The sequence below is a fragment of the Aeromicrobium sp. PFPM2_SD2 genome, from assembly GCF_057364525.1.
Genome location: NZ_JBNFNZ010000032.1, coordinates 1 through 11,903 on the forward strand (window position 1 = coordinate 1; position 11,903 = coordinate 11,903).

The 11,903-nt window shown below is 69.7% G+C and carries 12 protein-coding genes and 2 pseudogenes; 5 read left to right on the plus strand and 9 right to left on the minus strand.

The genetic code is table 11. The annotated features are described in order from the left end of the window. Positions 1-408: pseudogene (locus AC2W7G_RS03415) on the minus strand (anthranilate phosphoribosyltransferase); the annotation flags it as partial. A 17-nt stretch (positions 409-425) separates the two neighbouring features. Beyond that, positions 426-830 carry a hypothetical protein gene (locus AC2W7G_RS03420; RefSeq protein ID WP_485867203.1) on the minus strand — a complete coding sequence of 135 codons (405 nt, stop codon included), beginning with the start codon at positions 828-830 and terminating at the stop codon, positions 426-428. Positions 831-1,074: 244 nt separating this feature from the next. On the opposite strand from AC2W7G_RS03420, the gene ctaE reads away from it, so the two are divergent. The 5 genes from ctaE to AC2W7G_RS03445 all read left to right on the plus strand — a co-directional run bounded on the left by ctaE (position 1,075) and on the right by AC2W7G_RS03445 (position 5,693). Then, positions 1,075-1,491 (plus strand): aa3-type cytochrome oxidase subunit III, encoded by a 417-nt coding sequence (gene ctaE / locus AC2W7G_RS03425; RefSeq protein ID WP_485867204.1) that lies wholly within the window; start codon positions 1,075-1,077, stop codon positions 1,489-1,491. A 67-nt stretch (positions 1,492-1,558) separates the two neighbouring features. Beyond that, positions 1,559-2,401 (plus strand): cytochrome bc1 complex diheme cytochrome c subunit, encoded by an 843-nt coding sequence (gene qcrC / locus AC2W7G_RS03430; protein ID WP_485867214.1) that lies wholly within the window; start codon positions 1,559-1,561, stop codon positions 2,399-2,401. Then, on the plus strand, positions 2,398-3,456 hold the full coding sequence (gene qcrA / locus AC2W7G_RS03435) for a cytochrome bc1 complex Rieske iron-sulfur subunit (protein WP_485867205.1): 1,059 nt from the start codon (positions 2,398-2,400) through the stop codon (positions 3,454-3,456). The genes qcrC and qcrA overlap by 4 nt, the downstream gene beginning before the upstream one ends. Continuing rightward, the gene (gene qcrB / locus AC2W7G_RS03440) at positions 3,453-5,165 is read left to right on the plus strand and encodes a cytochrome bc1 complex cytochrome b subunit (RefSeq protein WP_485867206.1); all 1,713 of its coding nucleotides are present in this window, start codon (positions 3,453-3,455) and stop codon (positions 5,163-5,165) included. Before qcrA ends, qcrB begins: the two co-directional genes overlap by 4 nt. A 144-nt stretch (positions 5,166-5,309) precedes the next feature. Next, entirely contained in the window at positions 5,310-5,693 is a 384-nt protein-coding gene (locus tag AC2W7G_RS03445; protein ID WP_485867207.1) for a hypothetical protein, read from the plus strand. 40 nt (positions 5,694-5,733) lie between these two features. Here AC2W7G_RS03445 and AC2W7G_RS03450 read toward each other — a convergent pair whose 3' ends face one another. From AC2W7G_RS03450 to AC2W7G_RS03480, 7 genes and pseudogenes are all read right to left on the minus strand, one after another. Beyond that, positions 5,734-6,945: a L,D-transpeptidase gene (locus tag AC2W7G_RS03450; RefSeq protein ID WP_485867208.1), complete on the minus strand. Its 1,212-nt coding sequence runs from the start codon at positions 6,943-6,945 to the stop codon at positions 5,734-5,736. 108 nt (positions 6,946-7,053) lie between these two features. Continuing rightward, a complete protein-coding gene (locus AC2W7G_RS03455; protein ID WP_485867209.1) occupies positions 7,054-7,449 on the minus strand; it encodes a cytochrome c oxidase subunit 4 in 396 nt (131 codons plus the stop codon). A gap of 4 nt (positions 7,450-7,453) precedes the next feature. Beyond that, on the minus strand, positions 7,454-9,199 hold the full coding sequence (gene ctaD / locus AC2W7G_RS03460) for an aa3-type cytochrome oxidase subunit I (protein WP_485867210.1): 1,746 nt from the start codon (positions 9,197-9,199) through the stop codon (positions 7,454-7,456). Next, positions 9,199-10,026 (minus strand): aa3-type cytochrome oxidase subunit II, encoded by an 828-nt coding sequence (ctaC, locus tag AC2W7G_RS03465; protein ID WP_485867211.1) that lies wholly within the window; start codon positions 10,024-10,026, stop codon positions 9,199-9,201. Before ctaC ends, ctaD begins: the two co-directional genes overlap by 1 nt. Positions 10,027-10,155: 129 nt before the next feature. Further along, positions 10,156-11,094: a carbohydrate kinase family protein gene (locus AC2W7G_RS03470; protein WP_485867212.1), complete on the minus strand. Its 939-nt coding sequence runs from the start codon at positions 11,092-11,094 to the stop codon at positions 10,156-10,158. A 133-nt stretch (positions 11,095-11,227) separates the two neighbouring features. Continuing rightward, positions 11,228-11,605, minus strand: a complete 378-nt coding sequence (gene erpA, locus AC2W7G_RS03475) for an iron-sulfur cluster insertion protein ErpA (protein WP_485867213.1) — start codon at positions 11,603-11,605, stop codon at positions 11,228-11,230. 109 nt (positions 11,606-11,714) lie between these two features. After that, positions 11,715-11,903: pseudogene (locus AC2W7G_RS03480) on the minus strand (glycerate kinase); the annotation flags it as partial.

The following is an 11,903-nucleotide window of genomic DNA, read 5'->3' on the forward strand; positions in this document are numbered from 1 at the left end:
GATGTCGAGCCGCACGCCGAGGCGCTCGAGCACGTCCGCGGAGCCGCTGGCGCTCGACGAGGCCCGGCCGCCGTGCTTGACGACGGGGACGCCGGCGCCGGCGATGACGATCGCCGCCGTCGTGGAGATGTTGACCGTCTTGGCCATGTCGCCGCCCGTGCCGACGATGTCGACGACCCGGCCGGGCACGCTCAGCGGCACCGCGTGGGCGTACATCGCGTCGACCAGGCCCTGCACCTCGGCCTGGGTCTCGCCCTTGGCCCGGACCGCGACGGCGAAGCCGGCGATCTGCGCGGGCGTGGCGTTGCCGCCGAGGATCTCCTCCATCACCCAGGTCGCCTCCGCCGTCGTCAGGTCGCGACCGGCGACGAGCGAGGACAGGACGTGCGGCCAGGTGGGGACGTTCATGGCGGACAGTCTGCCGCTCAGCGGCGGGCGAGGAGCCCGCGGGCCACCTCGACGACCGCGTCGGCCAGCCGGACCGGGTCCAGCGGCTGCGGCACGACCGCCTCGGCGCGCGACCACGTGGCGAGCCAGGCGTCCTGCGGACGTCCGGTCAGCAGCACCACGGGCGGGGCCCCGAACACCTCGTCCTTCATCTGCCGGGCGATGCCCATGCCGCCGGCCGGGACGGCCTCGCCGTCCAGCACGACGAGGTCGATGCCGCCCTCGTCGAGACGCTGGAAGACGACCGGCTCGGTGGCCACCTCGACGAAGTCGAAGGGCGGCAGGTCGGGGTGCGGACGGGGGCCGAGGGCTGAAATCACCTGGGCCCGCACGGTGAGGTCGTCGCTGTAGACCAACACACGCAGGGGGTCGCGTTCGCTCACGAAGCGATCGTACATAATGAGGGGGTGGCGACTACCTCAGCGATCCCAGCGTCCCGGCTCCACGGCACCGAAGGCCGCCCCTCGGCGGTGGCTGTCGGCACGATCGTGTGGCTGGCCAGCGAGCTCATGTTCTTCGCGGCCCTCTTCGCGGCGTGGTTCACGACGCGCAACGTCGTGCCGGACCTGTGGTCCGAGCAGCACTCGCACCTGAACATCCCCTTCGCGCGCGAACACGACGATCCTGGTGCTGTCCTCGGTGACCTGCCAGTTCGGCGTCTTCGCCGCCGAGCGCGGCCGCGCCGGACGCACCGGCGGCCTGCTGCAGATCGGCGCCTGGGGCATGCGCGAGTGGTTCGTCCTCACCTACGTCATGGGCGCGATCTTCATCGCCGGCCAGGCCACCGAGTACGCCGAGCTCGTCCACGAGGGCATCACCATCCAGAGCTCCGCGTGGGGCAGCCTGTTCTACCTCGCCACCGGGTTCCACGGCCTCCACGTCATCGGCGGTCTGCTCGCCTTCCTGCTCGTCATCGGCCGTACGTTCATGGCCCGTCGCTTCACGCACGAGCAGGCGATCTCGGCGATCGTCGTCTCCTACTACTGGCACTTCGTCGACGTGGTCTGGATCGCGCTGTTCGCCGCGGTCTACCTCATCGTCTGAGCCCCTTCGCGCCAACCAAAGACTTCGCCCGGGCGCTGTAGCCTGGACGCACCTGTGAGGAATGAGGATCTTCGTGCGGAAACTGTCGACCCGACGGCGGCACCCCCTGGCCGGGGCGCTCGTCCTGGTCCTGGGTCTCCTGGTCACCGGCATCACGTACTCGGCGTTCCAGCCCGGCTCGAGCGCCACCGCGGCCGCTGACGACTCGCGGACGGTCGAGGCCGGCCGCGAGCTCTTCCTCGTCGGCTGCGCGAGCTGCCACGGCGAGAACGGTGAGGGCATCACCACCAAGGAGGGCAACAACTACGGCCCGTCCCTGGTGGGCGTCGGCGCCGCCGCCGTCGACTTCCAGGTCGGCACCGGCCGCATGCCGATGGCCCAGCTCGCGCCGCAGGCCCCGCGCAAGGAGCCGGTCTACGACGGCGAGGAGATCGAGCAGCTGGCCGCCTACGTCGCCAGCCTGGGCGCCGGCCCGGAGATCCCCTCCGACGAGACCGTCGACTGGCAGTCGGCGTCGGCCGAGGACATCGCCGAGGGCGGCGAGTTCTTCCGCACCAACTGCACCGCGTGCCACAACTCGGTCGGTGCCGGTGGCGCGCTGCCCAGCGGTCGCTACGCCCCCTCGCTGGAGGGCGTCACCCCCACGCACCTGTACGAGGCCATGGTCACCGGGCCGCAGCAGATGCCCGTGTTCTCCGACGACGTCCTCACCCCCGAGGACAAGCGCAACATCATCGCGTACGTGAAGACCGTCCAGGACCAGCCCAACTACGGCGGCCTCGGCGGCGGCGGCCTCGGCCCCGTGGTCGACGGCATGATCGTCTGGATCGTCGGCATCGGCGGTCTCATCGGCTTCGCGATCTGGATCGGCGCGCACGGCGCACGCAGCAAGAAGAAGGCAGGCGCATGAGTCACGACGTGCACACCCCGGTTCCCGCCCAGGAGCCGATCGACAACCCCGGCCTCCCGGCGCACCAGCCGCGGCCGACGGACGTCGACCCCGCGCAGGCCAAGCGCGCCGAGCGCCAGGTCAGCACGCTGTTCCTGCTGGCCATCGTGCTCTCGCTCGGCTTCTGCGTCGCGTACTTCACGATCGACAAGGACGCCACGTTCCTCGGCTGGTCGGCGCTGAACTTCGCGCTCGGCACCACGGTCGGCCTGGCCCTGCTGTTCATCGGCGTCGGCGCCGTCCAGTGGGCCAAGAAGCTCATGGACGACCACGAGGCCGTCGAGATGCGTCACCCGGTCGCCTCGTCGACCGAGGACCGCGCCGCGTTCATGGAGTCGGTCAACGCCGCCAACCGTGAGTCCGGCTTCGGCCGTCGCCCGCTCATCCGCCGCAGCATGCTCGGCGCCATGGCCGCGCTCGGCCTGCCGGCGATCGTCGTCCTGCGCGACCTCGGACCGCTCCCCCACAGCCAGTGGAAGACGGTCTGGAAGAAGGGCATGCGGGTCGTCAACGACGTCTCCGGCGCCCCCATCCGTCCGTCCGACGTCGAGGTCGGACAGCTGATCAACGCCGAGCCCGCGGTCTTCTACGAGACCGACGAGGAGGGCGAGCGGGTCTTCGAGGGCACCGAGCTCCTCCAGGCCAAGAGCAAGGCCGCCGTCATCGTCGTGCGCATGCGTCCCGAGGACATCTCGCCCGACAAGGGCAAGGAGAACTGGGGCGTCGACGGCATCCTGTGCTACTCCAAGATCTGCACCCACGTCGGGTGCCCGATCTCCCTGTGGGAGCAGCAGACGCACCACCTGCTGTGCCCCTGCCACCAGTCGACGTTCGACCTGGCCGACAACGGCAAGGTCATCTTCGGCCCCGCACACCGTCCGCTGCCGCAGCTCCCGCTCGCGGTCGACGACGAGGGATACCTGATCGCCACGAGCGACTTCCCCGACGTCGTCGCCCCCAGCTACCCCGAGCTGCACCGCGACCAGAAGAAGCTCGACAAGGGTGATCAGGCATGAGCGTTGAGGACAGCACTCCTCGCGTCGAGGACACCGGCTTCGCCAAGAAGGCGGCCGGCCCCGTCAAGTGGATCGACGAGCGCGTCGGCGGTGCGTCCCTGAGCAAGGGACTCATCCGCAAGGTGTTCCCCGACCACTGGTCCTTCCTCCTCGGTGAGATCGCGCTCTACAGCTTCATCGTGCTGCTGCTCAGCGGCACGTTCCTGACGCTGTGGTTCCAGCCGAGCATGGCCGAGATGCACTACCACGGCGCGTACGCGCCGCTGCAGGGCATCGAGATGTCGCAGGCCTACGCCTCGACGCTGGACATCTCCTTCGAGATCCGCGGCGGCCTGCTGGTCCGCCAGATCCACCACTGGGCCGCGAACCTGTTCATCGCCGCGATGATGGCCCACATGCTCCGCGTGTTCTTCACGGGTGCGTACCGCAAGCCGCGCGAGGTCAACTGGCTCATCGGCGTCGGCCTGCTGGGCCTGGGCCTGGTCGAGGGCTTCGCCGGCTACTCGCTGCCCGACGACCTGCTGTCCGGCACCGGCCTGCGCTTCGTCGACGGCCTGATCCGCTCGATCCCGATCGTCGGCTCGTACATCGAGTTCTTCCTGTTCGGCGGCGAGTTCCCCGGCAACGTGATCATCCCGCGCCTGTACATGGCGCACATCCTGCTGATCCCCGCGCTGATCCTGGGCCTCATCGCCGCCCACATGCTGCTGCTCGTCTACCACAAGCACACGCAGTGGCCCGGCGCCGGCCGCACGAACGAGAACGTCGTCGGCTACCCGGTGCTGCCGGTGTACGCCGCCAAGGCCGGTGGCTTCTTCTTCATCGTGTTCGGCTTCACCGCCTTCATGAGCGCCATCATCCAGATCAACCCGATCTGGGCGTACGGCCCGTACAACCCCTCCGAGGTCACCGCCGGCTCGCAGCCGGACTGGTACATGGGCTTCGCCGAGGGCGCGGTGCGCATCATGCCCAACTGGGAGTGGAACGTCCTCAACTACACGTGGAGCTGGAACGTCTTCATCCCCGCCGTCGGTGGCCTGACGTCGCTGTTCGTGATCCTGGCCGCCTGGCCGTTCGTCGAGCGCTGGATCACCGGCGACGACCGTGAGCACCACTTGCTCGTCCGTCCGCGCAACGCGCCGACCCGCACCGCCCTCGGCGCGGCCGGCATCACCGCGTACGGCGTCCTGTGGGCCGCGGGCGGCAACGACATCATCGCGACGCAGTTCCACCTGGACATCTTCGCGATCACCTGGGTGTTCCGCATCGGGTTCTTCGTGTTCCCCGTCCTGGCGTACATCATCACCAAGCGCATCTGCGTCAGCCTGCAGCGTGCGGACGCCGAGCGCGTCCTGCACGGCTTCGAGACCGGCGTCCTGGAGCGCACGGCCGACGGCACCTACAGCGAGCGTCACGCCCCGCTGGAGGTCGAGCGTCAGTACGCGATCACCAACCACGACCGTCTCCCCGAGCTGACCGAGACGCCGCTGGTGGACGAGAACGGTGTCGAGCTCACCGGCAAGGCCCGCCGCAAGGCGAAGCGCCGCGACAAGGTGCGTCGCTGGTACTACAGCGGTGCCTACGACAAGCCGACCACGCACGACGTGGAGCACGCGCTGGAGCACTTCGCCCACCACCAGGGCCACCCGCTCGAGCGCGGCGACCAGTTCGCCGGCGTCTCCGAGACCGGCGTCCCGAAGGACCACTGAGCCCTGGTCGCGGCAAGGGCCCCGCTCACCTCACGGTGAGCGGGGCCCTTCGCGTTGCGGGCGGGTGTCGGGCAGCTCCGCCCCTCCCCCGTCCATGTCCTCGTTCCGGTCCCGCGGGGACGCGGCCCCGGTAGCGTGGGGCGCATGCCGGTCCCGCGTTCCGCTCGAGAGCAGCCGAACCTCGCCCGGGCCTCGCTCGCCGTGCTGGGGGTGCTTCTCCTGGGCCGTGCCCTGCTGGACGGGGTCGGGCTCTCCGGCCCCGCACAGGTCCTGGGAGCGGCCTGGATCGTCGCGGGCGTAGGGGTCCCCCTGGCGTGCCTGCTGCAGGTCCGCGAGCGCGCCGACCGGGCCAACCGGATCGCCACCGTCCTGGCGACCCTGGGCTACGCGGTCCTGGCGGCGTGCGCGGCGCTCACCGAGCCCGCCCCCACCGACATCGGCGGAGGGCTCGTCGTGATCGTCGGGCTGATGCTGATGGGCACAGGTGGGCTCATGAGCCAGCCGCCGGAGCCCGAGCACATCCCCTAAGCGGCCGGTCGCCCCGGAGCCCGAGGCGAGGACACGCCGCCTACAGGGCCGAGCCCTCCTGCCAGGTCGCCCAGTCGACGATCCAGTCCGTCCAGCCGTTCTGCGGCTCGAGCCGGCGCGGGCTGTTGACGTACTGCACGACGTCGCCGCGGCGGCTGTGCGCGTACAGCCAGCGGCTGTCGGCCATGCTCATGCCGGTGCAGCCGTGGCTGACGTTGTCGCGGCCCTGGGAGCCGACCGACCACGGGGCGGCGTGGATGAACTCCCCCGAGTTGGTCAGGCGCATCGCCCAGCGCACGCCCTTGATGTTGTAGTAGTCGGGGTCGGCCGAGTCGACGCCCGTGGTGGCGGCGTCCATGTCGATCGATGAGAACTTCTCCATGATCACCTTGGTGCCCTGCCGCGTGCGGTGCCGGTCGTCGCCGGTGGTGACGTCGAACGTCCGGACCTTGCGGCCGTCGACGTAGTAGCTCAGCCGGTGCCGCTGCACGTCGACGCGGCTGATCACGGCGGCACCGGTGCGGAACGTGATGGTGCGCGAGTCCTGCCCGTACGTGCCGTTGCCCGTGGGGAAGCCGTTGACGTCCAGCACGACCTTGATGGTCGAGCGGGCCGGCCAGTACGCCTTGGGCCGGTAGTGGACGGTGGTGTCGCTGTACCAGTGCCACGAACCCGGGACGTCCTGGCCGTCGACGCTCACCGTCATGTGCCGCTCGAAGGCCGCGCGGTCCTTGACCGGCAGGTCGAACGTGACCACGACGGGCATGCCGACGCCGACCGTCTCGCCGTCCAGCGGCGCGACCGACGGGTACGTCTGCTGCTCCAGCGTCAGCGCCTGCGTGGTGAAGCTGCGGGCCTCCGTGGTGCGTCCGCCGTCGGGCGACGTGGCCACGGTGCGCAGCCGGTAGCGGGTGCCGGGCTCCAGGAGCGCGTCGGCCTGCCAGTGCCCGTCGGAGACCGTGCCGGGCACGTCGACGCGCTGCCCGTCGACCGTGGCGCTGAGCCGGACGCTCTCGACCGTGCCGCCCTCCGCCGCGGCGGTGACGACGGTGTCGACCGGGACCTCGGTGGCACCGTCGTCGACCGACGCGGTGACCGCGGGCCCCTCGACGTCCGACGAGCCGGCCGCAGCGCTTGAGGACGCGCCGGGACGCTCGTCCGCGTCGTCGCCGCCGAACGGCTGGCACGCGGACGTCAGGAGCAGGGCGACCACCGCGACGGCGGCCAGGCGGGACGTGGACGAGACTCTCACCGCGTCAGTGTACGAAGCGACCCCAGCCGTGGCCGGCAGCCACGGCCGCGGACGCGACAGGTCCCTCCCCCGCGGACGGGGAAGGGACCTGTCGACGAGCCGGACGGCTCAGTGGGCGTGGACGCCTCGGTAGTACTCGAAGACCCAGCCACACACGACCACGGCACCGAAGCCGGCACCGATGATGAACAGCCACCACCCGAAGATGATGCCCAGCATGCAGGTGCTGAACGCCAGCGCGGCGTACAGCGGCCACCAGCTGAACGGCGGGAAGAAGCCGAGCTCGCCGGCCCCTTCCGCGATCTCTCCGTCCTGGCGGTCCTCAGGACGCGCCGGGATCTGCTTGGCGACGACGCTCAGGTAGAACACGACGAGCGCGCACAGGAAGAACGTCATCACCAGCGCGGTGGTGCCGGTGACCTCCTGGGTCAGGAACCAGTAGATCGGGGCGATCAGCAGGAAGAAGATGCCACAGCTGGCGAAGATCCATGCCTCGGTCTTCATGTGCTCAGCGACCGTCCTTTCCGGGGTCGATGGCCTCGGAGCGTCCCTCGACGTCCGGGGCGTCCGCGATGGTCGAGGTCTCGCCGGGGTTGTGCGCCAGCTCAAGGGCGGCCACGTCGGGGTGGTGCAGGTCGAACGCGGGGCTCTCCGAGCGGATGCGCGGCAGCGACACGAAGTTGTGGCGCGGCGGCGGCGAGCTCGTCGCCCACTCCAGCGAGCGGCCCCAGCCCCACGGGTCGTCCAGGCCGACCATGGGGGCGTTGCGCGTCTTCCAGACGTTGTACAGGAAGGGCAGCGTCGAGGCGCCGAGCAGGAACGCGCCGACCGAGGAGATCTCGTTGAGCGTCGTGAAGCCGTCCAGCGGCGAGTAGTCCGCGTAGCGACGCGGCATGCCCTCGACGCCCAGCCAGTGCTGCACCAGGAACGTCAGGTGGAAGCCGATGAACAGCAGCCAGAAGTGGATCTTGCCCAGCTTCTCGTCCAGCATCTTGCCGGTCCACTTCGGCCACCAGTAGTAGAAGCCGGCGAACATCGCGAACACGACGGTGCCGAAGACCACGTAGTGGAAGTGCGCGACCACGAAGTAGGTGTCGGAGAGCTGGAAGTCCAGCGTCGGCGACGCCAGGATGACGCCGGTCAGGCCGCCCAGGAGGAAGGTCACCATGAAGCCGAGCGTGAACAGGATCGGGGTGTCCATGGAGACGGAGCCACCCCACATGGTGCCGATCCAGTTGAAGAACTTCACGCCCGTCGGGACGGCGATGAGGAACGTCATGAAGGAGAAGAACGCCAGGTCGACCGCGCCGGTGACGAACATGTGGTGGGCCCACACGGCGACCGACAGGGCGGCGATGGCCAGCGTCGCGCCGACCAGGCCGACGTAGCCGAAGATCGGCTTGCGGCTGAAGACCGGCAGGATCTCGCTCGCGATGCCGAAGAACGGCAGGGCGATGATGTACACCTCGGGGTGGCCGAAGAACCAGAACAGGTGCTGCCACAGGATCGGCCCACCTGTCGCGGCGTCGAAGACGTTCGCCCCCAACATGCGGTCCGCCCCCAGCGCCAGCAGCGCGGCTCCGAAGATCGGGAACGCGATGAGCACCAGGAGGCTGGTGACCAGGACGTTCCAGGTGAAGATCGGCATGCGGAACATCGTCATGCCGGGCACGCGCATGGTGAAGATCGTCGTGACGAAGTTGACCGCGCCGAGGATGGTGCCCAGGCCCGACATGTACAGGCCCATGACCCACAGGTCACCGCCGACGCCGGGGCTGTTCACGCCGTCGCTGAGCGGGGCGTAGGCGAACCAGCCGAAGCTGGCGGCGCCGCCGGGCACGAAGAAGCCGGAGACGACGATCGTCGAGCCGAACAGGTACATCCAGTAGCTGAACATGTTGAGGCGCGGGAACGCGACGTCCGGTGCACCGATCTGCAGCGGCATGATCGCGTTGGCGAAGCCGAAGAACAGCGGCGTCGCGAACATCAGCAGCATGATCGTGCCGTGCATCGTGAACATCTGGTTGTACGTCTCGTCGCTGAGCAGCTTCGAGCCGGGCTGGGCCAGGTTCGCGCGGATCAGCAGGGCGAGGATGCCACCGATGATGAAGAAGATGAACGACGTGATCATGTACATGTTGCCGATCAGCTTGTGATCGGTCGTCGTCATGATCCGCACGGCCTTGCGGCCGAACGACTCCGAGCGCGCGGCGGTCCGCGTCTCGCCTGCGTCGAAGGCTGCGGTGGTTGCCATCAGTTGCCAGCTCCGTCCTGTGCATCGTCGTCGCTCAGACCCGCGATCTCCGCGGCGTACTTCTGACCCTCGGGGGCGCCGACGGCACCCGCCTGCTCCAGCTCGCGGAGGTGAGCGTCGTACTCGGCGCGGGAGACGACGTGGACCTTGAAGATCATGCGCGTGTGGTAGACGCCGCACAGCTCGGCGCAGCGTCCGGTGAAGGTGCCCTCACGGGTGGGCGTCAGGTCGAAGGAGTTCTCGCGTCCGGGGACGACGTCCATCTTGAAGTAGAACTCCGGCACCCAGAAGGAGTGGATGACGTCCGGCGACAGCAGCTCGAACCGGACCGACTCGTCGACCGGGAGCCACAGCTCGGCCGGGTCCTCCGGGGTGCCGAGGTCGAACACGTCGTCGGAGACGGCCTGCTCGTCGGTGTAGTTGAACGACCACTGCCACTTGGAGCCGACGACCGTGACCGTGTGGTCGGGGTTCTCGACGTCCTTGATCATCTCGTTCTGCGCGGTGACCGTGTGGTAGAAGAACACCGCCACGATGATGACCGGCGCGATCGTGTAGAGCGCCTCGATCGGCAGGTTGTAGCGCACCTGCGGCGGCACCTCGTCGGGGTGACGGCGACGGTGGGCGATCGTCGGGTACAGGATCAGGAACAGGACGATCACGGCGATGACGCCGGCGGCGATCCAGGCGCCGAGCCAGACGTTCCACATCGCGTCGGAACGGTCGCTTCCGGCGATCGGCAGCGCCAGGCGCTTCAAGTCGGACTCGTCGCGCGGGGAGCACCCGGCGAGCACCGCCATTCCGAGGGCGAGTACCGCCCATTTCATGCGAACCACGTGGCGCCTTTCTGACTGTTCAAGACACAGCTGACGACAACAGCACCCTACTCCAGGGTGTCGGGGCCCCTGCGGTGCGGGTCGGGCTGTGTCGGCCGACCCGGGAGGGGCGCGGAGGGCTCAGGGCAGGCGGAGCGCGGCGCCGATCTCGTCGGCCGCCGCGTCGCCGTAGGCGAGCTGCACGCGTCCCAGGAATGCCTCGCGGGTCACGCGGTACTCCTGCGTGCCCTTGGTCTCCACGACGCCGGCGGCGATCGTGCAGCCGACCTGAGCGCTGCGCTCGAGCGAGAGGTCCGCGGCGACGCCGGCCAGGAACCCGGCGCGGAAGCTGTCGCCGACGCCCGTGGGGTCGACGGCGGTGACGCCGGGGATGGCCTTGACCTCGACGACCTCGCCGTCGGCGGCCACGACGGTGACGCCGTCCTTGCCGCGGGTGACCACGCGGGTGCCGACGTGCGCCTGCACGTCGTCGGAGCTCCAGCCGGTCTTCTGCTGGATGAGGGCGTCCTCGTACTCGTTGCTGAACAGGTACGCGGCGCCGTCGACGAGGCGGCGGATGAGGTCGCCGTCGGCCCAGGCCAGCTGCTGCGAGGGGTCCGCGGCGAACGGGATGCCGAGCTCGCGGGCGGTGTCGGTGTGGCGGACCATGCCGTCCGGGTCGTCCGGGCCGACGAGCAGCAGCTCGATCGGGTCGACGGCGTGCAGGGCGGCGACGTCGATGTGGCGCGCGTCCGACATGGCGCCGGCGTAGAAGGTGACGATCTGCGCCTGGGACTCGTCCGTGGTGATGGTGCAGCGGGCCGTGTGCTGCTCGGAGACGTAGAGGGCGTCGCAGTCGACGCCGGCGTCCTGCAGCCAGCCGAGGTAGCCCGACTCGTCGAAGTCGCGGCCCACGGCGGCCACCAGCCGCGGCGCGTGGCCCAGCTGGGCCAGGCCGAAGGCGATGTTGGCCCCGCACCCGCCCCGGCGGATGTCGAGGTCCTGGACCAGGAACGACAGGGCGATCTTGTCGAGCTGGTCGGGGACGAGGGAGTCGGCGAACTTGCCGCCGAAGGTCATCAGGTGATCGGTCGCGACCGATCCGGCTACCGCGATGCGCACCGACACAGACTAGACGATCCCCCCGGCGCTCAGGTGGGCGGCCGAGGGGATCGTCCGGTGGTGGCGTGCTACGCGCGCCGCGTGGGGCGGCTCAGTGGAAGCTGTCGCCGCACGCGCACGAGCCCGTGGCGTTCGGGTTGTCGATCGTGAAGCCCTGCTTCTCGATCGTGTCGACGAAGTCGATCGTGGCGCCGTGCAGGTACGGCAGGCTCATGCGGTCGACGACGACGTTGACGCCGTCGAAGTCGCGGATCTCGTCGCCGTCGAGCGTGCGCTCGTCGAAGAAGAGCTGGTAGCGCAGGCCCGAGCAGCCGCCGGGCTGCACCGCGATGCGCAGCGCGAGGTCGTCACGGCCCTCCTGCTCCAGGAGGCTCTTGACCTTGGCCGCCGCTCCGTCGCTGAGCTGCACGCCGTCGATGGGCTTCTGGGACTGGATCTCCACCGGGGTGGCGGTGCTGTCCGTCGTCATGTCGTCTCCCTGCGTTGGCTTGCGTGAGGCCTCGAGGCTCGAGGTCACGTCGTCGACAACCGCGCCGGCGACGCTTTCATTCCATCCTAACCGGGGCCGGCCAGGGGGCTCAGCGCGTCCAGGTCCTGGCGACCCGCTCTGCCAGGCGGACGAGCGCGTCGTACGGGTGGGAGAAGGCGACCTGCTCCCCCACGAGGTCGACCAGCGCGTACGCGGACTCGACCCCCATGGCACGCATCTCGCGCCGCCCCGACCGCTGACCTGGCCGGCCAGGACGACGCACGGCCGGGCGGCGGCC